The sequence below is a fragment of the Paenibacillus sp. R-74696 genome, assembly GCF_055814915.1.
The window spans coordinates 1-25,608 of sequence record NZ_JBPULM010000005.1 but is presented as its reverse complement, the minus strand read 5'-3'; the positions used below and the strand labels follow the sequence as shown (position 1 = coordinate 25,608).

Below are 25,608 nucleotides of genomic sequence, written 5' to 3'. Positions count from 1 at the left end.
GGAAAACGAATTTTTTAAATATTTTTAGTATGATGATAGCTATGTTACCATAGTTTTAAGCTGAAATGAAAGCGGGGCTGACATGGTGAATACATCTTATTGGTTAACCAATGCAAGGCTGGAGCAAGGGTATGAGTTTGAGGCTGGACGGATAACGGGTACCAGAACGGGCAACTGCCATTTGCGGATAGAAAACGGAGCCATTGCTGAAATTTTGGAGGGTGGAGTGGAGCTAGCCAGCCCTCTGCCGAAATATGATGCAAAAGGATTATTGCTGCTGCCATCGTTTGAGGAAGGACACATTCATCTAGACAAAACCTATTTTGGCGGTCCGTGGAAAGCAGTCAAGCCTGTAGTGAGTATTTTCGAACGGATAGAGGAAGAGAAGGTTTTATTGCCCAAGCTGCTGCCGACAGCAAAGCTGCAAGCGGAGCGTATTTTGTCACTGATTCAACGATTTGGCGCCACGCATGTGCGCAGCCACTGCAATATTGAACCCGTCAGCGGACTTAAGCGGCTAGAAGCTACGAAGCAAGCTTTGGAGACGTTCTCTGGTAAAATCTCGGCCGAAATTGTAGCTTTTCCCCAGCATGGCCTGCTTCGCTCTGATTCGGTTGCACTCGTCAAGCAATCATTGGCTGAGGGTGCCACCCATGTTGGTGGGGTAGATCCGTATTCAGTAGATGGAGATATTGAAAAATCGTTGCAAACGATCATTGAATTGGCCGTTCATTATGGTGCGGGCGTCGATATTCATTTGCATGATGGACACGAAGCTGGACGGGAAACCTTAAGCCGGCTAGCGGAGCTAGCTGAAGAAGCGGGCCTGCACGGAAAAGTAACGGTTAGCCATGCCTTTTGGTTTGCAGGCGCTGAGCCGCAGGAGGCAAAAGAAATGGCTGGACGGATGGCTAGGCTGGGCATGTCCATTGCTTCTACAGTGCCGATTGGGAAAATGAATATGCCGCTGCCGATGCTGAGCCGTCAAGGCGTCAAGGTGAAGCTGGTAACCGATAGCCTCACGGATCACTGGTCGCCATTTGGCAATGGGGATTTGCTGGATAAGGCAGGACGCTACGCTGAATTGTATGGTTGCCAAGAGGAAGCCTCGTTGTCCCAGACACTTGCCTTTATTACAGGCGGAATTACACCGCTCAATGCGAAAGGCGAGCAGGTGTGGCCCAAAGTAGGCGATGCCGCCAGTTTTGTATTGACGCACGCGAGCTGCTCGGCTGAGGCTGTTGCAAGAAAAGCTCAGCGGCAGTCCGTATGGTATAAAGGAAATTTGGTGAGTGGGGCTATATAAGCCTCATGAGATTAGCGAAATCAGCTAAACTAGCTAGAAAAAATGCCCGAAGGCTTCTATAAAGGAGCCTATCGGGCATTTTTTAGTTAGCGATTATGAAAAATAAGGAAGTTAGCAGCACTAAATGAATGAAGGCAGGTCGTTACATAAATTTAATCCAGCTCTGCGCGAGTAAATAGATCGCTGATTAAATCATGATCCTCACAGGCTGCTTTGAAGGCTAACGCAAACTTCACCATGGCTTCCCGATTGCTTGAATATACGCAGAACATATCTGCCTCTGGATCGAAGTGGATTTGCTCGGCAAGCTCAGGCATTTTTTCCTCCAAAAATACGGCTGCAAGCGAGCCCCAGTCATAGCCGCTGCCTTGAAAGCCTTCTTCCGCCCTCGTTTCAAACAGTTCCTGCTTGTAGGTGCCGGCATTTAAAATAACAGACCAGGATTTATTGTCGTGGTCAATAAAAATAAGAGGCTGCAAATGTGCTGTAATCCCGTCAGCCTCTGAATGAAGCGCTGCTTTATGGTTAGGGGCTGCATAGGCGTTTAACTGCTCAATCACCTGCTCGATAGCTTCATCCGTCATGGCGAGAGTACGATCGGTTACGATGATTTTTCCCAGCTTGATACGATCATCGAGCCAGTCCGTAATAAAGGCTGGCGCATAGCCGCCTGTGCTAAACTCTCCTTCGCCGAATGCGATCAGCTTATCATAGTCGTCTAAATATTTTTTTCGTGCAGGATTCGGGTAGGTTTTCGTATAAAGCCAAAATTGCAAATCATACATCAAGGTAGACAGCTCGTCGGCTTGAAAGACGAAATACCCTTTCTCCTCGGTAATCTGTCTGCCAATCGACCGGATTTTCCCTTCCAGCTCATCGGTTTCCGTCACAGCGGCACAAAGCTCAGCCAATAGAGGGGAAAATGCGCCTTCGGCTACTTTCTTCAAATCTGCTTCTTTCTCTTCAGCTGATCTATCGTACACATCATCATGAACGAGCCCTTTAATAAACTGTTCAAAGCTGCATGCCAAATAAGTAATGTTGTATTCGTCCTCTTGATCAACGTGAACGACGGCAGGTTCGCCTTCTGGCCCACAGAAGCGGTAATCCAGCATGATGACATCATGGCCTGCGGATGGACAGTCGCAAATAACGACCCCAAGGTCAGGATAGCCCCATTCTTCGATCATAAACCGGCTGCCCAAATCCCCCCCTAGCGTGTAGGATTTATTTCGTCCAATACCCATAATGCCAGTAATCGCGACGTGATCCTCTGACCAGGAGGTTGGCTCCTCCGCTGGAAAGCGGCAATTGACCGGAATTCCGCCGTTTTGGCTGTTCATTAGGGCAATGTAGGAGGCTGGCAGCTTGTAGCCAAGCTCCTGCTCAATGGATGCAATCAGCTCAGCGGTTGGAGGCGGCAGCACATAAGACTTGCGGGCATAGTCGCTTTCCTCCCAAAAGCTTTGTAAATCAAGTGAGGACAATGGTGCGTCTGGCTCGGAGCCCCGATTTTGCCCAGCCGCTGCGCTTTCCTCCACATAACGCTTATGCTGGCGTACCATTTTATCAGCGAGCGGCTTGGTCCACTCCAAAAACTCCAAGGTTGGCTCAGATTTGGGATCCAAGCGGAAGGACTGCTCAAAAGCCTGCAAGGCGTCCACGTAACGAGCTAGAAAATAAAAGGCATAGCCTTGGCGAAAATGCCATAAAGGGTCGTGTCTGCCTTGCTCTGAAATGAAGGAAAGCTGCTTTAGTGCATCACGGTAACAATCTGTATTGTTAAGGGCTCGGGCAAGCTGGATAATGACCTCATAATCTCTGTCGGCTTCAGGGATTTCTTGCAGTCGATCAACAATGCTCTCGAACGCTTCTTCTTCATGCCAAAGGTTGATTTGTGCCAGAAGCTGCTGGTCCATAGGTATGCTTCACTCCTCATTATGAAATAGCTATATCTGTTATGATATATTGTTAATTATATCCTGAGACGAAGGCGGCTGGCTAATTGTTGAGCGGCTAAGCGGCTAAGCGGGAGCGCAGAATGTAGTTTCAGATTGTAGTATAATGAAGAAGTGTGCAAATTGACGAAAAAGTAGGCGATCGAATATGAGCGAGAAGCAAGCCAATATACATATCGGATGGAACTTTGACAACAGCTATGCAAGGTTGCCAGAAGGATTATTTACAGCAACAAATCCAACTCCGGTACGTTCTCCAGAGCTGATAATTTGCAATGACAAGCTGGCTGAAGCGCTAGGACTGGGTGCCGAGGCGCTGCAAAGCGAGGAAGGCGCGGCTATGCTTGCGGGCAATCTAATTCCCGAGGGCGCTTTGCCGCTTGCTCAGGCTTATGCAGGCCATCAGTTTGGTCATTTTAACCGCTTAGGTGACGGACGGGCTTTGCTGCTGGGCGAACAAATTACACCCTCAGGCGAGCGAGTCGACATTCAGCTAAAAGGCGCAGGACGAACGCCCTATTCTCGCGGTGGCGATGGCCGTGCGGGGGTTGGGCCGATGCTGCGTGAATACATCATTAGCGAAGCAATGCATGGGCTGGGCATTCCCACTACCCGCAGCTTGGCGATCGTGAAAACAGGCGAGCCTGTTTACCGCGAGGATACACAGCAGGGTGCCATTTTGACCCGCGTAGCTGCGAGCCATATCCGTGTCGGAACGTTCCAATTTGCTGCCCAATGGGGAACGGCAGAGGAGCTGCGAGCACTGGCGGACTACACCGTGCAAAGACATTTTCCGCAAATTGCTGGGGATGACAATCGCTATCTCTCCTTGCTGCAGGAAGTGATTAAGCGCCAGGCGTCGCTTATTGCCAAATGGCAGCTCGTCGGTTTTATTCATGGCGTCATGAATACGGACAACATGGCGATTAGTGGCGAAACGATAGATTACGGCCCATGTGCCTTTATGGATGCTTTTAGCCTAGCGACAGTGTTCAGCTCCATTGACAGTCAAGGCCGTTATGCTTATGGAAATCAGCCTTACATTGCGGTCTGGAATTTGGCAAGATTGGCTGAATCGCTATTGTCGCTGCTGCATGACGATGAGGAGCAGGCTTTAAAGCTTGCGGAAAAAGCTTTAGCGGATTTTACAGACCAATATCACCGTCATTGGCTCGCAGGCATGCGTGGAAAGCTGGGCATTTGCAATGAGGAGGAGCAGGACGACGAGCTGATGAAAGACCTGCTCACGTTGATGGAGAAGCATGGCGCAGACTACACCAATACGTTTGTGGCGTTAACGTTTAACAAGCTGGATGACTCGGCTTTGTTTAGCAGCCCTGAATATACAGAGTGGCATGAGCGCTGGCAGAATAGGCTCGGCAGGCAGGAGCAGTCCGTAGAGGAAGCGGGGCAGCTCATGCGCAGCAGCAATCCAGCCATCATTCCGCGCAATCATCGGGTGGAAGAGGCACTGGAGGCTGCGGTTAATGGAGATTATACGGTGATGGAGCGGCTGCTTGAAGCACTTGCCGATCCCTATGTCCATTCTCCAAAGCAGGCTGAATATGCAGCATTGCCTGAGCCGTCAGGCCGTGCTTACCGTACTTATTGCGGAACGTAAATGCATGAATATGGACATTGCTGCCATAATCCTGCATAATACACTCAGGAACGACATTTGGAAATAAGCCTGTAAACTATTGTCGAAATATATACGATATGCGAGAGGTGGAATCGTTTTGCCCGAAACGGAAGAAATCACCGCTTTTATAGAAGCATTGGACATGCCATGGCAGGTTGACGTATCGAATCAGCTGCGCAGCCTCATACACGAGGTCATTCCAGACGTTCAGGAGCGACTGCAATATAAGAAGCCTCATTTTTTGAAAAATGGCAAGTATGCGGCGGTCATTTCGCCTTCTAAAAAAGCGATTTCCTTCACTCTGTTCCATACGACAGGTCTGGATTTGCCAGCGGAGCTGTTTGAAGGGCCGGAGGAGCGGAAAACAATTAAAATTCAAGAAAAGGATTCCCCCGACTATTCGCAATTGACGAAGTATTTGGAGCAGGCGTCGAAAGAGCTTTAAGCCTTTCCCGATCGCCTGAAACCTATAAAGCTGTCCAAGCACAAGAATGGAACTGAGAGGCTTTTTGCAGCTCACAGCACAACTTTCTGATTTGTGCGAGGACAGCTTTTTTCTTAATACAAGGCTATTACAAGGCGAAACTTGAAAATGCAAGGAGAGGCCAATGAATAGGGAAGAGGCTTTAGTCTTATTAAAATGTCATGCTTTTGCGTTTGAAGATATCGAGCATGATAAGATGATGAACGGGTTTCTCGGTATGCTTCGCCCCTTTAGCGGCCAGCTCGTGGAGGATAATTTTCATGAGGTGATGGCCATTCTTGATGTGCTGTCGCCCGAATTAGCGAGCAAATCGGTTAGCAGTGAAATGATGGGCTGTTTGTGGAGCATTTGCCATTTGGGCAGAGCCTGGGCAATAGAGCCGGACGGCATGCTGCGAAGCAATGGCCTCATTACAGAAGAGCAAACGAAGCAGATGGAAGAGTGGCTGAGCATCATCTCTTACGCAGTGATGATCCTGCTGGAGGACGGCGGAACAGAGGAAGCCTTCTGGGGATACGAGGAATATAAGAGAGAGAGGAACAAATGATGGAATGGACGCTTGAAGATGTAGAGCAGACCAGCAGGCTGTATCCAGACAGCTTCTTTATCCCGCCTGCGAAGGAGCGGCGGGCGCAAGAAGTAGGAAGACGGGTCAGATTGCATTTTACACTGGCAAACCCGGGTGAAAATGAGCCGAGAGCCGAACGAATGTGGGTGGAGGTTACAGGTTTTAACCAAGCAACTGAGCAATACACCGGGGTGTTGACGAACCAGCCGGTCTATTTGAAAAGCTTGAAGTCAGGAGACAGCCTAGTGTTCGAGCCTCAGCATATTGCCAGAACAATCCTGCAGGAAGGCGATGAGAGATGGCTTGCGGATGGCGAAAAGATGGCACTCGTATCTAGACGCTGCTTGGAGCAGGGCGATGCCGTATGCTGGATGTACCGTGAAGCTGGCGACGATGAGCAGGACAGCGGCTGGCGTTTGTTCGCAGGTGATGAGGAAGACAGCTATATTAACGCCGATAATATTTTCAGAGTGCAGGTTTATGAAATGGTAGACCGGGACGCTAGTTTATTGGCGCCCTTTAAGGGAGCACATGGCTCGTCGGTTGAAAGGCAAGGAAGAGAAGCTGCCTGGGGAGAGGCAGTGGAGGAATAGTAGAATGAACCGCTACCCTTGCAAACGACAATTTATTTCTTTATTCTGGTTTTATAGCGTAAATTCAGCATGCTAGATTAGTAGAGGAGAGAGCCTAATGTCTGATTTTGATGATCTCGCAGCGCAAAGGCGCAAAAATCTAAAGCTTATTCAATTCAATCAAGAGGATCAATCGCTTGTCGAGTCAGATAAGCCAGCGGAAACGTTCGATGATGTAGGCGGTCTGGAAGATGTTAAGAAGAAAATTCGCATGAACTTTATTTTGCCGCTAAAGCAGCCGGAATTGTTCGCAGCCTATGGCAAATCAGCAGGAGGAAGCCTGCTGCTGTTCGGGCCTCCGGGGTGTGGCAAAACGTTTCTTGCGCGAGCGGTGGCGGGCGAAATTGAAGCTAATTTTATTCATATAGAGCTGCAGGCGATTCTTTCGATGTATACGGGGCAGAGCGAGCATAACTTGCATGACTTTTTTGAAAAAGCGCGCCAGTGCAGGCCTTGTGTCATTTTCATAGACGAACTGGATGCAATGGGCGGCAGCCGGAACCAAATGCGCCAGCATCACGACCGCATGCTGGTCAATCAGCTGCTGCTTGAGCTGGACGGTCTGCAAGCGGAGAACGAAAATGTTTTTGTAATTGGAGCAACTAATACGCCATGGTATTTGGATTCCGCGCTCAGACGTCCTGGACGCTTTAACCATCTTGTATTTGTACCGCCGCCAGAGGAAGCAGAGCGCCAAACGATTTTGGGGCTGAAGCTGAAAGGCAAGCCCGTGGATTCACTGAATTTGGAGCGAATTGCTGCCGAGACGAAATATTTTTCCGGAGCTGATTTGGAGCAGGTCGTTAGCGATGCGGTGGAATCGGCGATGGAGCGCATGCTGGAGACGGGTGAAGTGCAGCCGATTTCGCAAAATGATGTGAAAGCTGCAGTAAAATCCCGCAAAGCGACAACGCTGGAGTGGTTCTCCACTGCGAAAAACTATGCCACCTTCAGTGATGTCAACCGTGACTATCAGGTTGTGCTGGATTATATGAAGAAGCACGGCATTAAGTAGCAGGAAGGGGCAGGGAGAAGCTTTGGCGGAAGACAGAGATTTTGAGCAAAATACGTATGCTGCTGTATATCAGCTGCTCGAGTGGAAACGGTATAAGGAAGCTCTAGAGCAAACGGAGCAGATTTTGCGCCATAACCCGGAAGATATAGATGCATTGGCACTTATAGCTCAAATTTATTTGCAAATGGAAGATTACGAAAAAAGCTTGTATTGGTCTGGTGAAGTGTTGAAGCGTGATCCGGACCATACGGTTGCTTGGTATGTACGCGTTGTCACCTTTTACGATACGGATGATGTGAAGGCCTTTTTCGAAGCGGCACATGAAGCTTTGCGAATTGAACCATACAGAGCTCAGTACTACTTTTTGCTTGCTAGTCGGATGAACAAAATGGGGAAATTCAAGGAAGCGAAGGAGCATCTGCTGCAAGCGCTACAGCTGAATGCAGAGTCGCCGCTTTATTTGGCTGTGCTGAGCTATACGGAAGCGCTGCTCGGTCATTTTGAGGAATCGGAGCAATTGGACAGGCAGGCTATTCGGGCAGAGGCGGAAGAGCCTGCTGTGCTTCTGCACCTCGCTTGGGCGGCAGGTCATCGGGGCGACTATACGCTGCAGGAAAAGTATATGCAAAGTGCCGTCAGGCTCAATCCAGAGGATAAGCAGTATCAGGATGAATATTTGAATGCCTTGCAAAACAGCCATAAGCTGTATCGTATCTTTTTAGCACCGATGAAGGTCATAAGGCGCATGAAACGCTGGCAGATTCTCGTCAGCTGGCTAGTGGCGGTGATCTTTTTTAAACCGCTCCTTATTGTGTTAATTGTACTGTATGTTTTAGCTCATTGGGTGACGAAGGGCATTGTGCATGTGCGCGTGTTTGGCTGGCGGCGTCGCGGTTCTTAAATGGTCCTTTTTGCAGCAAAAAAGATCTGAAGCGAGGCGATAAGCTGTTTCCGGTATTGCATCGGAGATGGCTTATTCGTCTATATTCCGACTGAATAGGCTGCAAAATTGAAGGCTCTAGGGTGAAAGAAATGAAGGGAGGGCGGTCATGCACAATCTAGCAAACTTGATGAGGAGACTTATCTTTACCTCGGTTCACTGCTTTTCTTTCCGGGGTCTAGCGGACGATCCATTAACCCCTAAATTAACTCCTAAAATGCTCCATACCTATGCCATAGGCTATGTAACAGCTGGCAAGGGTTTGCTGAAAATAAGCGGTCATGCCACTCCAGTCAAGTCTGGTGATTTATTTTTTCTACAGCCTGAAACGATGGTTGAAGGGTATTCTGATTCCATAGATCCGATTCAATATTCTTTGATTCTGTTTTCCTGTATGCATTTAAGCAAGCCGATAGAAGGCTGGTCGGTTAAGCGGCCCATTTTTCCAATGCAGGGGAAGCTTGAGCTAGTGGACGATCGTTCAGCCGTAGAGGGGCTAATCCAGCAATTGCTTGAGTTAAGTCGGCATTTCCGAGTACAGGAGAGGCATACGATCCATTATATTCTTTCAAAGCTGCTGCTGCTGCTGATGGGCAAAAGCAGGTCTGAGAAGCAGCAGACTGTAGGCATGGACAAGGTGCTGGCCTACATGAATGAAAATTACCAGAAGGATTTGCAGGTTAGCCAATTGGCGGAAATGGCAGGCTTCAGTCCGAATCATTTTACGAAAACGTTTAAAAATCAAATGGGCAGCACACCTACGGAATATCTTTTGCAACAACGGATTACAAAAGCAAAGCAATTATTGGTTTCCTCGATGAAAGCGAAGCGTGTAGCTGAGCAGGTCGGATACAAGGATGAGCATTATTTCAGCAGAGTTTTCAAAAAAGCCGAAGGCGTTGCTCCTACCTTATATATTAAAAGTAAATGCCATCGCATTGCTGCGTTATATTATGGGCTAGATGACCATTTAATTACACTTGGATATGAGCCGGTTGCTGCACTGTCCTATACCGCTCGGGTTTCCTCGACCTGCATTATTCCGAGGCAGAATGCGTACAGCCAGCAAAGCCCTATGCTCCAAGGCGGTCACACGAATTACGATAAGCTGCTCCGAACAAAGCCTGATCTGATACTGACAAGTGATCGCTTGGAGCGGGATGAGCTGCTGAATCAGATTGCGCCAACTGCCATGCTTAAGCATTCGAACAAATACGGACAGACGCTGGAGCAGCTTGCGGGCCTATTGGGCAGAGAGCGGCAGGCCGCAGCATGGATAAGCAGGTATGGCGAGAGAACGGAAAAGCTGAAGGAACGATTGAAGGCGCATTGGGGAGGACAGAGCGTTTATTTTATAAGGGTAAGCCAGAACTTTTATCGGGTATATGGAAAAAACAATCAAACGGGCAGCCTTTTTTATGATGATCTGGGATTATCGCTTCCGGATCGGTTCCCTGCCAACGAATGGGCGCTCGATATCCAGCTAAACGACCTGTCATTATTTAATTCACAGCATATTTTTCTTATGGCTGACCCCACTAAAGGCTCGAAAATGCGCTTGCAGCATTTGCTTCAATCGGAAGAATGGCAATCACTTGATGCGGTACGTCGCCATCATGTTTATGACGCTAGTGATTTATTTTTCAAAGCGCTGGGACCTTCCGGTAGGATGTGGGCGATGAATTATACGGCATTAAAGCTCGGAATAATAGAGTGAAAAGATCCACCTTAATTGCATGGATTTATCCATGGTTATTGAAAGGGCCTTTCTTTATGATTAGTGATAATGATTATTATTACTATAAAGAGAGGGTTAAAAACAAATGAATAAGTACCGAATGATGTACCTTGTATTACTTTCTATGCTGCTGCTTGCGGTGACGGCTTGTGGTAAAGGAGAAGGACAAGCGAGCGCACCCGAGCAAACGAATCAGCCTGTGAATCAACCAGTGGAAAACGCGACTCGTACCGTTACCCATCTGAAAGGGGAGGCGATCGTTCCTGCGAAAATCGACAAAATAGTCGTGCTCTCCGCTGCTTATATCGATCATCTGCTGACTATTGGCGAAAAACCAGTTGGTGTAAATGTGGAGACCCGTTATGGTGGAGACTACCTGCCTTATTTGGCAAGCGAGCTTGCAGGTGTACAGCTGATGGGCTCTGCGGATAGTCCCAATTTGGAAGCGATTGTTCAGCTGGAGCCGGATGTCATTCTCATAGAGAGTCGGACTGCGGAGAATACGTATGATCAGCTGGAAAAGATCGCACCAACGATTGTGCTTGGTACGGAGTGGCTGGAGTATGGCGATGATACGGCCTACTGGACTGCAGATTTATTGAAAGTGGCCGAGCTGTACGACAAAGTGGATTTGGCTAAGGAGAAAATTGCCAAGCTTGATGAAAAGACTAGGCAAGCCAGCGAGAAGATAAAGGCTATCGAAAATCATAACCTTGCCTATTTAAGAGTCAGAGAGAAGAATCTGCAAATATACGCGGAAAAAGGCCATCCTACAAATACGCTGTTGTACCATGATCTCGGTTTTTCGAAAACTTCATTGACGCCAGAGGAGCAGCGCGGCGAGCTGTCTTTAGAAGTGATTTCTGACCTCGACGCTGATTATATCGTGCTTGAAGTTGACCCTAATGGACTGGATAATTTGAATAGCATTAAGGACAGCTCCTTCTGGAATAAGGTTTCTGCGGTGCAAAATAATGAGGTGTATGAAACAGACTCGTTTTGGCTGTTTAAAGGCTGGGGCGTCATTGGCCGTGGACAAATTATAGATGAAGTATTGAAAATGATGGAGTAAGCAGATGGAGGACTATGCCCAGCAGGAACAAGCGGCTTGCTTTTTACAACAGAATTTTCGTATTTCCATAGGGGAATTGGAGAAGGATGCCTATCCATTTTCTGCCGTAGAGCTTCTAGATCCTACCAGATGTTCTCATATTATGAGGCTCCAGTCCAGACAGCTGGAAGATCCGGGCGATATCGTAGTGGGAACCTTGTTTGCAAAACGTTACGCCGTGTTTTTTATGGGGCTGGTGTCTGCTGTTAGTTTATTTGATTGCAGACTTGCAACAGCGCCTGAAAGTGTGCGATTTCGAATAACGAGTCTTGCTGCAATGGAATATCAGGTAAGGGTAGCGGCGCATCCATCACTGCCCGTTTTTGAGCTGGAACAGCGCAAAGTTGAGGTTGAAAATTGGACAGATCGTTTGCTGCAGCATACAGAAATGATTTTGGCGGCGGTATCCTCGCATACAGGTGCAAAGGTGAACATGATGTGGTCGCTCATTTCGAATTATGTTCAGAATAGCTATGCCCGTCTGGAGCAGAATGTGGATGTTTGGCGAACGGAACAGCGATTACAGCTTATTTTGGCCGATCGGAGTATTTTGTTAGAACAAAGGAAGGGCAACCCGCTGGCTGTTTCATTTCGCGAATTTCATCATCCTCAATATGAAGGGGCTCCAATTGTTTTACGCCGTTATTGCTGCTTGGCTTACCGGCTGAGGCGGGAGGGACACCAGGTGCATGGGTATTGCAGCACTTGCCCAAAAATCAGTGATGAGGAAAGGCTCGATCTATTGGGCTATGGTGCAAATACTTAGCGGATAACGTATAGATTGGGTGTGATTATTTAGAGGCTCCTGCGGCGCAAGCTGCTGGGAGTTTCTTTTTTATTAAGAAGTAATTCTAAAGGCTTGTGAAATAAAAAGATGGGTAAGTCAAAGAAGCCTGCTCGTGAGGGAGCCGGTTTCTTTGTGCTCTAAACTATTCTTATGAAGAAAAGGCATACGTACAAACCATGTGCTTGAGAAATCCATTAACTAGTAGTAGAGAAGTCATGTCGAGGAATTGGTAAACAAAGCATGTTAGAGCGTTGGGTGAACGCTGACTTTAATATAACTCTCTTTAATAGCAGGGCGAGAACAAGTAGGTTTACTATTTTATCGTTAGCAATATTTTTCTGATTCTAATGATCTGAGGCAATGGGGAGAACCGCATAAAGGGAGTGGCTAAGCAGATGTATTTAAGCAGCTCGGGATATTGCAGCAATTGCCAAGGAGGTTCAAATAACCATTGTACTTGTGGTGGTCAGTTAAGCTGTAATGGAATACCCAGCAAGAAAGGCGTAACAGGGGCAACCGGTGCGACAGGTGCGACGGGAGGGACTGGAGCTACAGGTGAAACCGGGGTGACTGGAGGAACAGGAGCGACGGGGGCAACAGGAGCGACGGGGGCAACGGGAGCGACGGGGGCAACGGGAGCGACGGGGGGAACGGGAGCGACTGGGGGAACGGGAGCGACGGGTGGAACGGGAGCGACGGGTGGAACGGGAGCGACGGGGGGAACGGGAGCGACTGGGGGAACGGGAGCGACGGGGGGAACGGGAGCGACGGGTGGAACGGGAGCGACTGGGGGAACGGGAGCGACGGGTGGAACGGGAGCGACAGGGGGAACGGGAGCGACGGGGGCAACGGGAGCGACGGGTGGAACGGGAGCGACAGGGGGAACGGGAGCGACAGGGGGAACGGGAGCGACGGGGGGAACGGGAGCGACGGGGGGAACGGGAGCGACTGGGGGAACGGGAGCGACTGGGGCTACCGGGGTGACTGGAGGAACAGGAGCCACAGGAGGAACGGGAGCAACGGGGGCTACCGGTCCCAATTTTGCTACACAAGGATTTTCTGCATTTTTATCTAATATTGCGTTATCCGCAACTGGACAGCTTACAAACTGGTCGGTGGCGAATCCTTATTATGGACATCCGAATTTTAATGCTGTAACAGGGAATTTCACAATTCCGGCAACCGGAAGATACACGATTTTAGCGACTATAAATTATGCAACAACCGCTGCTCTGAGTGTCACCCTTGGTGCAGGAATCAACCCATTTTTTGTTGTTCAAAGAACCTCTCCTACTGTGACTTCTTTAGTTGCAGGTCTGTTACCTATACTAAATGTCAGTGTCGTGCTGGTGTTAACATTACGCGCTGTTCTCGGAAGTGGAGAAGTAACTTTAGCGGGCGAGGTTACGCTTACGGCAGGCGATGTAATTGGATTATTTTATAATGCGAACGGATTAACTATTGCACTTAATATTGGGAATGGGGCCACGAATGGCGTTGTTTGGTCAATGCACGAAATCACTTAAACCGTTTTTTTGAAATAAATTCTCATCATGTATAACCATATGCGGAGGAGGAACATTTAATATAAGTAAGTGACTGAATTGTCGTTGTTGAAAGAGGGATAATATGCTGAAAAAGGGACGTCGTTCAAGAAGAGAAATCTTGCCCTCGTTTATGATCGTTCTCAAAATGAATTCCTCCTGTATTCAGAAAATCAAACGCAAACACAAACGCAAATTTAACTGCAAGATAAAGAAAAGACGTTGTAGAAATCGCAGGCGAAAACGGAGATTGCGTCCGGTTTTTTTAAACCGTCCCAAACGCTGCCGTAAAGCACTTTCCTTCCCAATTACGTTCCCCACTGCACCTTGTTTAGATCCCGTAAACCCAGTGAATCCAGTAAATCCTGTGACCCCTGTGAACCCTATAAGTCCAATCGTCCCGATTATTCCGGTGAAGCCTTGTAAAAATGCCAATGATATCGTCATTGAAAAAGAGTGCTGTGGTAATGTGCTTATTCAAGGAAAGCAGCCTGAATTTTTAATATGGGAGGCCGATGTCGACTCCCAAACAACGATTGCACAAATAAGTATTTTCTCAAATGCCGCGAGCACGGATGCTTTAAACGTAGACATAAGCGGCGAGGAAACAAAGCGGATCATAGTATTGCCCGGAAATACATCCAATTTTATTGGGCAAGGTGTAAAATCAGTTAAAATCTCTGTACAAGGAAATGATTTCACCTATGTGGAAGGAAAATATGTGATTTCAACCACCTTGCAATTATCTGCCAGCTCCTCCACAGTGAACGGGCAATAAATAAGGTGGTTCTCCATCGAAATGGAAGAACCACCTTATTAAAACCTGCTTATTTTATAGATTGTAACGCACGGTTATACAGAATTCGCCTTGTACAGCTGCTGTTGAAGTTAAGGAAATGGATTGAAATCGTGCTACAGTGAACGATGCGCTTCCTCCGACAGGAATAACAATCGTTTCAATGGGAGCAACAATTCCTGCCGCGAAAAAGTTTACGGTTAGAGCACCCGTGCCTGTTTCATATTTCACAAAACCTGTACCGCTAATAATTTGAGGTATGTTATCTGAAAAAATAACTTGAGTACCTGCAGCAGCTAACTGCCAATTGATACATACTTTATCTTGTACAATAATTTTGTCCGTACAACAACTAAGTGAAGGTGTAGTATCACACATATGCGTTTATACCTCCTGCGTCCTTTTTATTAAATAGGGTATCGGGTAGTAATACAAAACTCTCCTTGATAAGTGCCTGGAGATGCTGCCGGCAGTGTAATTTGGATAGAGCTGAAACGACGATAGGTAAATGCCATGCTTGTTCCAGGAGCAAGTGTAAAAGGAGTAGGGTTAATAGGGGTTCCGGTACTGTCAAGGAAATCAAAGGTGATATCATCAGGACCGACGTCATATTGCAAATAACCAGTTCCTACAATATTTTGGTTAATGTTATTCGTAAAAGTAACAACAAGGACATCAGCCGCTACAACTGTGCCACTCCAAGGCGTACATACTTTATCTTGAACGAAATTTTTATCTGAACAGCAAGTAAGAGCAGATGCACTGTTACTACAAGCCATAGCGTAATACCTCCTAATAATAATTTCTAACTATTTAATGCAGGCAGAAGCTTGCTCGCTTGGACATATGCCTGAGGTTCAGGTTTTAATTGAAATTAATGATGTAATATGGTGATAAATTTTAATAATGGTCAGCGAGTCTGTAAAAAACAAGCTGTTTCCGTTAGATCGTCGGAAACAGCTTGTTATCTAGGCCTTTTTATAAGTGGTACTATCGTGCTTGATAGTCAGTTGCACATCAGCAATGCAAAACGCTACAATGATTAGAAAGGCAGAAGGGGTAGATTGCAATGAGATATCCAGGTCATTATGTATCGTATTTAGTTGAGTTTCATGCGACGAGAGACTTTTTCGAATGCCATGAGCAGCTGGAAGAGTATTGGAAGGAGCATCCCGCAGATGAACGGGCGCTAATCTGGGTTGGGCTGATTCAGCTGGCTGTTGGCCAATATCATGAGCGGCGGGGCAATCTTGCAGGTGCAGCAAAAATGTATGAGCAAGCGCTTGGCAAGCTGACTGTCGAATCACTGGACAGACTCGGGCTAGATGGCGCTGTAGCTGTAATAGAACTGGAGGCTGCACTTTCAAGGTCAAAACAGCTAGAAGATGCTACTTCGCCTGCTTATAAAGATATGAATCTCGTTATTGTTGATGCCGAGCTGCAATTGTTATGCGAGCAGCAATGTGCCGAAAGAGGACTGGCTCTGTCGCAGTGGGGATTGCCGAGTGATAAGACAGACGAAGCGCTTATCCATCGTCATACGTTGCGGGATCGCAGCGATGTCATTGCCGCGAGAGAAGAAGCGATTGCCGCGAGAAAAAAGAAGCCATCCACGCACAATCGTTGAACGGCTCTGCGAAAGCAGTGAACGTTCAGCTTCCCTTTTGTGCGGGAATGGCTTCTTTTTCAAATCAATAGATATATGTAGGAAAGGCTTGCGGCTATTCTTGTTTCAGTCTGTCATAGCCGTTGACAATCAGATCGAGTTGTCCTGTTTCCGGCTCAATCGTCATGCCATGCACGGGAACATTAGGCGGAAGCAAGGGGTGATTGCGGATAATGCCTACGCTTTTCTCCACGCTTTCTTTCACATTGTCGAATCCGGTCAGCCAGCGCATGAAATTAAGCCCAGAGTGCCTTAGCGTTTCAACCGTCTGCTCGGGTACGCCGCGTTCCGTCATATGCTGAACGATAACCTCGGGATTAAGACCGGTCATGCCGCAGCCATGATGCCCGACGACAAATACTTCATCGGCTTGCAGCTCATAGATGGCGATTAAAACACTCCTCATAATATTGCCGAACGGCTGGGTGACGATGCCGCCAGCATTTTTGATAATTTTGGCGTCTCCATTGCGCAGGTTCATTGCTTTCGGCAGCATTTCGGTCAGCCGCGTATCCATGCAGGTGACGATGACCATTTTACGGTCGGGGAAACGGCTCGTTATGTACTGCTCATAATCTTTGCGCTCGACAAAAGCTTTATTGTCGTTCATGATTTGGTCAACGTTGTTCATAGGCTCCTCCTATATCTGGTGTTACAGGTTAATCTTAGTTAAAAGTTCATAAAATACAGTGTAGTAGGCGGGAGCCGTCAGGCCGTCAGAAATCGCAAATTAAGGGAATAAATTTGTCCGTCGCTTTTCAAACTGAATGTTCCACGATCCGTATCGTAACCGATGCGCAGTTGAGGTTCAAAAAAAACTTCATGGCGGGGTTCATACAAAAAGGCGAAGGGCTGTCCTTGTGTTAATCGGTCGTCTGCACTAGATTCCTTTACAAGCTGTAGGGCGGGGACACCGCTGACGACGCAGCCGCAGCCTTCGGTATCATGCAGCAGCTTAAGCTGGTGAACGCCGTCTTCTAAATAGGGAGAAAGCTGCTCAACTGCGGATGGTGAAAAAGTTATAAACATAGGTGATGCCTCTCTTCCATATCAATTCGCACTTTAATGATGTTTAGATTAAAGTTGATTATACGTACAGTAATCGTTAAGATCAAGTTAAGATCAGATGAAAGATGAAGGAATGCTGTTATTCTTTGGCAGCAATTGCACATTTCATGTTGAATTAGGCTGATCTTTTATTTATTTGGAAAGGGTGATGAGAAATGACCGTACATAATTCGAAGGCGCTAGCTCCATTTCTGGAAACGGTGAAAAAATTGAAGGCTTACGGTGAGGCGCTTGGCGTACTTTATTGGGATTTGCGCACCGGCGCTCCGCGCAAAGGCATGGATATGCGTTCGGAGGTCATCGGATCTTTATCCGGCGACATGTTCAAGCTTTCCACATCGCCTGAATTAGGTGAATGGCTGAGTGAGCTGGAACAGCCAGAAACATTCAGTGGACTAAGCGAAATCGAGCGCAAGCTTGTAACCGATACAAGGGAAGAATACGATCGCAGCGTTAAAATTCCGCCGAAGCTTTATGAGGAGCATGTCGTTATTTGCTCTCAGGCTGAATCCAAGTGGGAAGAAGCGAAGGCAGCGAACGATTACGAGGGCTTCCAGCCATATTTGGAAAAAGTAATCGACTACACGCAGCAGTTTATCGACCTCTGGGGACCGAAAGAAACCCGTTATGACACGCTGCTTGACCAATATGAGCCAGGCATGACCGTGAAGGAGCTGGATAAAGTGTTTGGCGGCTTGCGCGAGCAGCTGGTTCCACTCGCAGCAGCAATTGCTGCGTCCAAGCATCAGCCGGATACGTCCTTCCTGCGTCAAAACTATGAAAAGCAAGCTCAAAAAGCATTCAGCCTGCGGATTTTGAAGCAGATGGGCTATGATTTTGAAGCGGGCAGGCTTGATGAAAGCGCGCATCCGTTTGCAACGGGACTCAACACAGGCGATGTGCGAATTACGACTCGTTATTTGGAAGACGATGTGACGAGCGCCTTGTTCGGCACCATTCATGAGGGCGGACATGCGCTTTATGAGCAAAATATTATGGCTGAGCTGGATGGAACGACGCTGAGCACGGGCACTTCAATGGGCATTCATGAATCGCAATCGCGTTTCTGGGAAAATGTCATTGGCCGCAGCAAGCCGTTCTGGCAGCATAATTTTGCCGCTTTGCAGCAGCAGTTTCCGGGCCAGCTGGATGTGACGCTGGATCAATTTTATCGGGGCAATAACGTCGTTCAGCCGTCTCTTATTCGCATTGAAGCCGATGAGCTGACGTACAATCTTCATATTATTATCCGCTATGAAATTGAGAAAATGATATTTAATGAAGGTGCGAAGGCGGCAGATCTTCCAGCCATTTGGAATGAAAAATATAAGGAATACCTGGGTATTGAGCCGCCGACAAATGCAGAAGGCGTTCTGCAGGATGTACACTGGTCCGGTGGCGCATTCGGCTATTTCCCGTCGTATTCTCTGGGCAACATGTATGCGGCGCAATTCGCCGATACGCTGGAGCGGGAGCTGCCGAACTTCTGGGAGCTTGTAAGTACAGGGGATCTGCTGCCGATTAAAGAATGGCTCAGCGAACGCATTTACAAATACGGCAAGCTCAGAACACCTTCTGAGTTGATCCAAAATGTAACCGGAAAGCCGCTGGACCCGCAATATTTGGTGAAATATTTGGAGAAGAAATATAGCGAGATTTATAAGCTGTAATAAGGGAATGGTTGTAAGTTATAAGGAAAGCTTGTAAGGAAGGTTTGGTTTGGGGGGGAAGGGAGCAGCGATATTGGCAGGACCCGACTCCCCACGCGAACCCCAAGCTCCCATGAAAACCCCGTGACATTCGCACTCCGCGCCCAATAAGCGGAAATGCGGATTTCGGGTTAAATAATGGGACGGATAAGAGAGAGGGAAATGAGATTCGCGAAAATGGGCCTTTTTTTCCTTGCTAGGTAAGGAGTTTTTGGGTGTGCTGTCGCTCCCCGTGCGGGAGTGTGGATTGAAACTAACGGAACTGGTTGGGAGCCGATGAACGTTTTTGTGGCTCCCCGTGCGGGAGCGTGGATTGAAACAAGGTTATGCAGCGAGCATTGAAATTTCGTACTGTCGCTCCTCGTGCGGGAGCGTGGATTGAAACTGATCGTGGTCAAGCTCCTTTAAGGTGTAATTAGGTCGCTCCCCGTGCGGGAGTGTGGATTGACATGTTTATTAGCTTCTATAAAATGCAAATTTATTTTATTGTTTCAAATGATGTGCATGCAGACGGAAGCTCTTCCTGCTGCACCTTGCTAAGTACGTATTCGAGGCCAATCCCCTCTGACCTTTCAAGGCTTAAGGAAGCACAGCATGCGATTGTTACTTAGAGCACAGTCACAGAGACCACTGTGGCTGAGAAAATGTGTATTTGGCAACTTATTCCTTTTTTGAAGGACTGAGTTTCCGTTATTCTGGATTTTACTCTCATTTCGGGCCTTAAGCGGACAGGAGATCCGCTATTCCCTTCATAATCCTCTCAAAATGACGATGAACAGCGCATTAGCGTCTCCTGAGTCCGCAACCTGTGCCAAAACCAGTGATTCGGTTGAAATAGCGGCTGCTGTGTCCTCCAAGTCTATCTTTGTGTCTTGTGCAGGGAGCAAAGCTCCAAAAAGAGCAGCATGAAGCTGTCTTTTGGTGAGTAGGCTCACATTTATGAGTTATGCCATTCTCGGTAGTAGAGGGAAGACGTTTGAACGTTGGCTTCTTTCGAGATCTAGCTTGCTAGCGATTGCATACATGCCCTAGTAGAGCCGTTATTCCGCAACAGGTGGAATAACGGCTTTTTCATGCCCAAAAAGCGGCTAGCGGCAATCACCGCCGAGCGTGCGCACGCATAGGCTGGAGTACAACACGCAAGCTGTAAATAGCGGGAGGAGAAAAAGGATGAGGAGAAGATGGACAACGTTGCTGCTAGTTGTCACGCTGGCTGCAACCGCTGTGCTGGCAGGCTGCGGCGGAAAAAGTGAGAAAACAACGCTAAAAGTCGGCGAGGTCACGCGCTCCCTCTTTTATGCGCCACAATATGTAGCGCTGGAGAAGGGTTATTTTGCTGAGGAAGGGCTGAATATTGAACTAACGACAACGGCTGGCGGGGACAAGACGATGACGGCGCTCCTGTCAGGCGTAATCGATGTGGCGCTTGTCGGCTCGGAGACGTCGATTTATGTGTATCAGCAGGGGGCGGATGACCCGGTCATCAATTTTGCCCAATTGACGCAGACCGATGGTACGTTTCTCGTCGCTCGCGAGCCTGAGCCTAGCTTTGATTGGCAGTCGTTGAAAGGAAAAACTTTCCTTGGACAGCGGAAGGGCGGCATGCCACAGATGGCTGGAGAGTTTACGCTGAAAAAATTCGGAATTGACCCGCAGAAGGATTTGGAGCTGATCCAAAATGTCGATTTCGCCAATATTTCGGCAGCTTATGCTTCAGGAACAGGCGATTTTGTGCAGCTTTTTGAGCCGACGGCGTCTATTTTTGAGAAAGAGGGCCGTGGCAAGGTTGTCGCTTCCTTCGGGGCGGAGAGCGGTCATTTGCCGTATACCGTTTATATGGCGAAGCAAAGCTTTACAAACAAAAACAAGGGTGCGCTGCAATCTTTCACCAATGCGATTCATCGAGCGCAATTATGGGTGGCTGAAAATAATGCTGAAACCATTGCGGACGTTGTCCTGCCTTATTTTGAAAATGTAGATCGCGGTATTTTGATTAGCTCAATCGATCGTTATAAGCAGCAAGGCTCTTTTGCGGTTGACCCGATCATTGATCAGGAGGAATGGAACAATTTGCTGGACGTCATGACCTCGGCCGGCGAACTGAAGGCGCGAACCGAGCATGATGCCATCGTAAACACGGCCTTTGCGGAAGCTGCGATTGAAGCCGTGAAGTAACGATGGTTGCGAGGAGGAAAAACGATGGCGAATAGTGACCCCGCGCTTACGCTGCGGCAAGTGACTCATGTATATGTGAATGAGAAGGGCGCCTCGCTTGCTGTGGAGGATATGAATTTGACCGTTCAGCGCGGCGAGTTCGTCAGTCTGGTCGGGCCGAGTGGTTGTGGAAAAACGACGGTGCTCAGCATGCTGGCTGGCTTATTTTTGCCGACACGCGGCGAAGTGCTCCTGAACAATCGACAGGTAATACAGCCGTCTACCCTTGTCGGTTATATGCTCCAGCAGGATTATTTGTTTCCATGGCGGACGATTTTGGATAATGCGACGCTGGGGTTGGAACTAACGGGGAAAAAGACGCGTACTGCGGTTGAAACCGTAGCCGATTTGCTGGCTGAGCTCGGCTTGCCCGGAGCGGAAACCCGTTATCCGCATGAGCTGTCGGGCGGTATGAGGCAGCGTGTTGCCTTGGCGCGGACGTTGGCAACTGAGCCAGAAGTATTGCTGCTGGATGAGCCTTTTTCGGCGCTGGATTTGCACATCAAGCTTCAACTGGAGGATTTGGTACAGGAAACGCTGCGAAAGCTTGGAAAAACAGCGCTGCTTGTGACGCATGATTTATCTGAAGCTGTGGCGATGAGTGACCGCGTCATTGTACTGGCAGCAAATCCAGGGAGAATTCGCTGCGAGCTGACTATTCCGGATTCCATTCGGCAGGCATCGCCGATGAAAGCTCGACAGCTGCCGGAGTTTCAGCCGCTGTTCGATCAATTATGGGCAGAGCTGGATGCTGCCGAGAAGACCCTCTGGGAAGGGAGCGAAAGCAATGAAGGATGACGGGGAACATGCAGATAGAGAGCCAGAGCGAGTAGGGCAGGGACAGAAGCAATCTCCTTCTGAGGTGAAAGAGGTCAGAGCAGACTGGCTAGACTGGCTGCACCGAGCTTATATGAAGCGGGCAAAAAGGACGACTGCGCTAGTAGGGGTTACACAGTTTATAATTTTAGTACTATTTATTGGACTGTGGGAGGCCGCGGGACGAAATCGGTGGATTGATCCGCTGCTGTTCAGCTATCCAACGAAGATGTTCCATCAATTGTGGGGGACGATGTCGGACGGCTCAATCTGGCCGCATATCGGAGTGACCGTATCGGAAACGATTGTCGGCTTTGCACTAGGCACACTACTGGGCACGCTGCTTGCGGCGCTGCTATGGTGGTTCCCTTTTGTATCACGGGTTGCGGACCCTTATTTGGTCGTACTGAACAGCATGCCGAAGGTCGCGCTGGGGCCAATATTTATCGTTTGTCTTGGCCCCGGCTTTCTCTCCATTGTAGCGGTCACTTTGTCAGTAACGGTTATTATCACGACTTTAAACATTTATAACCAGTTTCGCGAGGTGGACGCAGGCTACATTAAAGTTGTTCGGCTGTTCGGAGCGGGGCGGTCACAGCTTTTTCGCAGCGTAATTTTGCCAGCCTCGTTCCCGGTTATTATTTCGACACTGAAAGTGAATGTGGGTTTGGCATGGATCGGCGTTATAGTAGGCGAATTTCTCGTTGCGAAGCTTGGGCTGGGCTACCTTATTATTTATGGCTTCCAAGTGTTCAACTTTACGCTTGTTCTTTCCAGTCTGCTAGTCATTGCGGCGGTCGCCACGGTTATGTACAAAGCCGTTTCTGCGCTGGAGCGCAAGCTGATGGCGGGCTGGCGTGAGCAGTAGTACATTGTACGCAGTGATTTTTATGTAAGATAATTAGCTTGTGCGTGGTTGAAAAGAGGTACAAAAACAGGCTTTGGCATAATGGCTGGGGTGGCTTCATAACTATTAGTATAGTTCGATTTTAGCTGGCGCTTTCGTAATAGGAGCGGGAGCTGCAAGGGTGAAAAAAAGGATTTTGCGGCGAGCCTCCCGCAAGCTGCTCGTATATAGCGGCCAACTAAAGGCGGGGAAATGGGGAGCGAAGGTCTTGGGGAAACGTGGATTTACGTTTTGCAGCGGGTTTTGTGGGTGTTTTTTAAAACAATCTCTCTTTGTCTGCATTCGTTTTATCAACATTCGCCCACGTCCTGCATACACTTTAAGTGAATGATTGCATGGAGGAGGTTAAATCAATGGCTAATGCAGATAAACAGCTTCAATACAGAGAAATTATCACCAAAGCTGTCTGCGGCAAAGGTCGTAAGTTTTCCACTGTAACCCATACCGTTACGCCGCCTCAACATCCGACCAGTATTTTGGGCGCATGGATTATCAACCATCAATATGAAGCGGTTCGTTCGGGCGATGGAATTGAGGTCATCGGTACTTACGACATTAACATCTGGTACTCGTACAGCAAAAACTCGCAAACCGAAGTTGCGAAGGAATCCGTTCATTATGTAGAAAATGTTCCGCTTTCGTTTGTCGATCCGAAGCATCGCGCTACAACCGTGGAAGTTTCAGCAGACGCGCTTCAGGAGCCGAATTGCATTGAAGCGAATGTTTCATCGAGCGGCTCCGGCGTTGTCATCCGGGTTGAACGCGAATTTTCGGTAGAGCTGGTTGCCGAGACGAAAGTGACGGTTGCTTGTATCCCTGGAGGTTTGGACGGCCTCGATGCCAAGGAATACGAGTACGGACTCGACGATGAAGACTACGAGGATCTTGATCCGGATTTGCTCGACGACGAGCTTTAATCTGGCAGCCTGACGGCCATATGGCTAGCGTGGATTGAATCTTCCCGGCAAGGAAGCTTAAATCCTCAACACGTCAGCTTAACGCCACTGTGCCTCGGCTTCTGTACGGTATGATATGCGGCAATGTCCGCAAACTTGAGGGCGAAAGCCCTCTTTTTGTTGATATTGAACATATTCGGGCGTATGCCCGGGGCTGAGATGGAGAAGGGGGAGGTTTGGTCAGAAAATGGTGCTCATAAGTTAAGGGTGAGTAGATTATGGCCGAAAGGAGCAATGAGATGGCGGCAGTGTGGCTGTGGAACAGCAGTACCGGGCGGTTGGAGCAGGCAGGTAAAGAGACTGCTGCCGCTGGATCACCTCCAACAGCAAGCCTGCTTGATGAGGTTAAGTCTGGCGACGCGGTTATCGTGAGCAGCTGCGCTTTTCAGAAAAAGGAGGGGCTGCCTGCTTTGCCAAGCGGCATCTGGCTGCTGAATGAGGGCGAGCTCGGCTTTGCGGCGATGTCTGCCGCCGAGCAGCAGCAAAGGCTGCGCCGGGCAGGCCTGCTTCGGCGGCAGGAGCTGGGAGATAGCGACCGATTATATAGAGTCGCTATTGCGCATTTGGAGCTGATCGAGCTGCAGCGCCTCGATCGGTGGGGCAGGCCCGCAGCGGGTCAGCCGCTGCTGCGGGCGGAGCCAGGCGGCCATGCGGCAGCGCCATGGCCGCGGGATGCGGCTCTGCGGCGGGTCATCCGCGCCGCAGTCGCCGCTTTGTATGCACTCGGCCTCGATATGGGCGAGGCCGAGGTTGTGCTGGGCGCAGGCGGGCGAGCCGCCGTCCGCGCAGCGGGGGCTGTGCGCGATGCGAAGCTGCGCGCAGTGGGCTTGGCGCGAATGGCCGCCTGGTATGAGGCGGCCGCAGCGCCTTTGCCCGGAACGGCGCCCAAGCTGATGCTGGGCGCCGACCCGGAGTTTGCGCTGATGCGGCCGGATGGGCGAATTGTGCCGGCTTCGCGCTTTTTTGGCGATGGGGCCCAAGGGGCTGCGGGCAGCGACGCCATGCTTATTGGGCGACGGATCGTCTACCCCGTCGCCGAGCTGCGGCCGGAGCCGGCCGAAAGCCCGGCCGCACTGGCCGCGAATCTCCGGCGGCTGCTGCTGCGCGCCGCCGAACGTATCAGCGACCCCAGCCTATGCTGGGTCGCCGGAGCAATGCCCGTGCCGGGGCTGCCGCTCGGCGGGCACATCCATCTCAGCGGCACGCCGCTATCCAGCCGATTGCTGCGGCTGCTCGACAGCTACGCGGCGTTTCCGCTCGCTCTCGTCGAAGACCCGGCCGGTCGGGGCAGACGCCCCCGTTACGGCGCCCTTGGCGAATACCGCCAGCAGCCGCATGGCGGCTTCGAATACCGCACGCTGCCGAGCTGGCTCATCTCGCCAGCAGCGGCAAAAGCCGCGCTCGCGCTCGCGCTGCTGTGCGCGCGCGAGACTAGAGCCCTCACAGACATACCGGCTCTTGACGAACGGTATGTCGAAGCCTTCTACTCCGGCGACCGCACGGCGCTGGCCGGGTGCCTGGACCCGCTAGCCGCAGCGCTCGCGGCGACGCCAAGCTACGCGGCGCTTGCAGCCGACATCGAGCCTTTGCTCGATGCAGCGCGGCGCGGCATAATCTGGGATGAGCGGGCTGACATCCGCCACAAATGGCGCATCCCCATGCCAGCTCCTGCTTCTAACAGGTCGTCTAACAAAAAGACGACCTAATGTTTAGTCCGTAGTCCTTATTCTCTAATCTCTAATCTCAAATCT

24 protein-coding genes are annotated in these 25,608 nt (G+C 49.3%); 19 read left to right on the top strand and 5 right to left on the bottom strand.

Going from position 1 to position 25,608, the window contains the following annotated elements:
* Nucleotides 1–82 precede the first annotated feature (82 nt).
* Complete coding sequence (locus tag ACSR9A_RS00830) at nt 83–1,306, top strand: amidohydrolase (protein WP_473755124.1); 1,224 nt, start codon at nt 83–85, stop codon at nt 1,304–1,306.
* A 152-nt stretch (nt 1,307–1,458) separates the two neighbouring features.
* Here ACSR9A_RS00830 and ACSR9A_RS00825 read toward each other — a convergent pair whose 3' ends face one another.
* Nucleotides 1,459–3,225: an Imm51 family immunity protein gene (locus ACSR9A_RS00825; RefSeq protein WP_473755123.1), complete on the bottom strand. Its 1,767-nt coding sequence runs from the start codon at nt 3,223–3,225 to the stop codon at nt 1,459–1,461.
* Nucleotides 3,226–3,412: 187 nt separating this feature from the next.
* Between ACSR9A_RS00825 and ACSR9A_RS00820 the strand changes: the two genes are divergently transcribed.
* The 11 genes from ACSR9A_RS00820 (at nt 3,413) to ACSR9A_RS00770 (ending at nt 14,503) form a co-directional block, all read left to right on the top strand.
* Entirely contained in the window at nt 3,413–4,885 is a 1,473-nt protein-coding gene (locus ACSR9A_RS00820; RefSeq protein ID WP_473755122.1) for a protein adenylyltransferase SelO, read from the top strand.
* A 163-nt stretch (nt 4,886–5,048) separates the two neighbouring features.
* Nucleotides 5,049–5,351 (top strand): DUF1801 domain-containing protein, encoded by a 303-nt coding sequence (locus tag ACSR9A_RS00815; protein ID WP_473755181.1) that lies wholly within the window; start codon nt 5,049–5,051, stop codon nt 5,349–5,351.
* Nucleotides 5,352–5,514: 163 nt separating this feature from the next.
* Nucleotides 5,515–5,937, top strand: coding sequence for a hypothetical protein (locus ACSR9A_RS00810; protein ID WP_473755121.1), 423 nt, complete (start codon nt 5,515–5,517; stop codon nt 5,935–5,937).
* The gene (locus tag ACSR9A_RS00805; RefSeq protein ID WP_473755120.1) at nt 5,934–6,551 is read left to right on the top strand and encodes an immunity protein Imm33 domain-containing protein; all 618 of its coding nucleotides are present in this window, start codon (nt 5,934–5,936) and stop codon (nt 6,549–6,551) included. Before ACSR9A_RS00810 ends, ACSR9A_RS00805 begins: the two co-directional genes overlap by 4 nt.
* 97 nt (nt 6,552–6,648) lie before the next feature.
* A complete protein-coding gene (locus ACSR9A_RS00800) occupies nt 6,649–7,605 on the top strand; it encodes an ATP-binding protein (protein WP_046232510.1) in 957 nt (318 codons plus the stop codon).
* A gap of 22 nt (nt 7,606–7,627) precedes the next feature.
* Entirely contained in the window at nt 7,628–8,506 is an 879-nt protein-coding gene (locus ACSR9A_RS00795) for a tetratricopeptide repeat protein (RefSeq protein ID WP_473755119.1), read from the top strand.
* Nucleotides 8,507–8,654: 148 nt separating this feature from the next.
* A complete protein-coding gene (locus tag ACSR9A_RS00790) occupies nt 8,655–10,262 on the top strand; it encodes an AraC family transcriptional regulator (RefSeq protein WP_473755118.1) in 1,608 nt (535 codons plus the stop codon).
* A gap of 106 nt (nt 10,263–10,368) precedes the next feature.
* Nucleotides 10,369–11,355 (top strand): ABC transporter substrate-binding protein, encoded by a 987-nt coding sequence (locus tag ACSR9A_RS00785; RefSeq protein ID WP_473755117.1) that lies wholly within the window; start codon nt 10,369–10,371, stop codon nt 11,353–11,355.
* A gap of 4 nt (nt 11,356–11,359) precedes the next feature.
* The gene (locus tag ACSR9A_RS00780) at nt 11,360–12,160 is read left to right on the top strand and encodes a hypothetical protein (RefSeq protein WP_473755116.1); all 801 of its coding nucleotides are present in this window, start codon (nt 11,360–11,362) and stop codon (nt 12,158–12,160) included.
* A 404-nt stretch (nt 12,161–12,564) separates the two neighbouring features.
* Nucleotides 12,565–13,707, top strand: coding sequence for a BclA C-terminal domain-containing protein (locus ACSR9A_RS00775; protein ID WP_473755115.1), 1,143 nt, complete (start codon nt 12,565–12,567; stop codon nt 13,705–13,707).
* 103 nt (nt 13,708–13,810) lie between these two features.
* The gene (locus ACSR9A_RS00770) at nt 13,811–14,503 is read left to right on the top strand and encodes an S-Ena type endospore appendage (protein WP_473755114.1); all 693 of its coding nucleotides are present in this window, start codon (nt 13,811–13,813) and stop codon (nt 14,501–14,503) included.
* A gap of 54 nt (nt 14,504–14,557) precedes the next feature.
* Here the strand turns inward: ACSR9A_RS00770 and ACSR9A_RS00765 are convergent, their stop codons facing one another.
* Nucleotides 14,558–14,899, bottom strand: a complete 342-nt coding sequence (locus ACSR9A_RS00765) for a DUF3992 domain-containing protein (protein ID WP_473755113.1) — start codon at nt 14,897–14,899, stop codon at nt 14,558–14,560.
* 29 nt (nt 14,900–14,928) lie between these two features.
* Nucleotides 14,929–15,300, bottom strand: a complete 372-nt coding sequence (locus ACSR9A_RS00760; RefSeq protein ID WP_473755112.1) for a DUF3992 domain-containing protein — start codon at nt 15,298–15,300, stop codon at nt 14,929–14,931.
* 290 nt (nt 15,301–15,590) lie between these two features.
* Here ACSR9A_RS00760 and ACSR9A_RS00755 point away from each other — a divergent pair, with 290 nt between their 5' ends.
* Nucleotides 15,591–16,148 (top strand): DUF309 domain-containing protein, encoded by a 558-nt coding sequence (locus tag ACSR9A_RS00755; RefSeq protein ID WP_473755111.1) that lies wholly within the window; start codon nt 15,591–15,593, stop codon nt 16,146–16,148.
* Nucleotides 16,149–16,242: 94 nt separating this feature from the next.
* Here ACSR9A_RS00755 and ACSR9A_RS00750 read toward each other — a convergent pair whose 3' ends face one another.
* Nucleotides 16,243–16,818, bottom strand: a complete 576-nt coding sequence (locus tag ACSR9A_RS00750; RefSeq protein WP_473755110.1) for a beta-class carbonic anhydrase — start codon at nt 16,816–16,818, stop codon at nt 16,243–16,245.
* Nucleotides 16,819–16,895: 77 nt separating this feature from the next.
* Entirely contained in the window at nt 16,896–17,216 is a 321-nt protein-coding gene (locus ACSR9A_RS00745; protein WP_473755109.1) for an iron-sulfur cluster biosynthesis family protein, read from the bottom strand.
* Between the two features lie 194 nt (nt 17,217–17,410).
* On the opposite strand from ACSR9A_RS00745, the gene ACSR9A_RS00740 reads away from it, so the two are divergent.
* From ACSR9A_RS00740 to ACSR9A_RS00715, 6 genes are all read left to right on the top strand, one after another.
* Nucleotides 17,411–18,925: a carboxypeptidase M32 gene (locus ACSR9A_RS00740; RefSeq protein ID WP_473755108.1), complete on the top strand. Its 1,515-nt coding sequence runs from the start codon at nt 17,411–17,413 to the stop codon at nt 18,923–18,925.
* A 1,209-nt stretch (nt 18,926–20,134) separates the two neighbouring features.
* The gene (locus ACSR9A_RS00735) at nt 20,135–21,139 is read left to right on the top strand and encodes an ABC transporter substrate-binding protein (protein WP_473755107.1); all 1,005 of its coding nucleotides are present in this window, start codon (nt 20,135–20,137) and stop codon (nt 21,137–21,139) included.
* A gap of 24 nt (nt 21,140–21,163) precedes the next feature.
* A complete protein-coding gene (locus ACSR9A_RS00730) occupies nt 21,164–21,976 on the top strand; it encodes an ABC transporter ATP-binding protein (protein ID WP_473755106.1) in 813 nt (270 codons plus the stop codon).
* Nucleotides 21,977–22,088: 112 nt separating this feature from the next.
* Nucleotides 22,089–22,862, top strand: coding sequence for an ABC transporter permease (locus ACSR9A_RS00725; RefSeq protein WP_473755180.1), 774 nt, complete (start codon nt 22,089–22,091; stop codon nt 22,860–22,862).
* A gap of 392 nt (nt 22,863–23,254) precedes the next feature.
* Nucleotides 23,255–23,818: an outer spore coat protein CotE gene (locus tag ACSR9A_RS00720; RefSeq protein ID WP_341277902.1), complete on the top strand. Its 564-nt coding sequence runs from the start codon at nt 23,255–23,257 to the stop codon at nt 23,816–23,818.
* A 278-nt stretch (nt 23,819–24,096) separates the two neighbouring features.
* A complete protein-coding gene (locus tag ACSR9A_RS00715) occupies nt 24,097–25,563 on the top strand; it encodes a putative amidoligase domain-containing protein (protein WP_473755105.1) in 1,467 nt (488 codons plus the stop codon).
* Nucleotides 25,564–25,608: the final 45 nt, after the last annotated feature.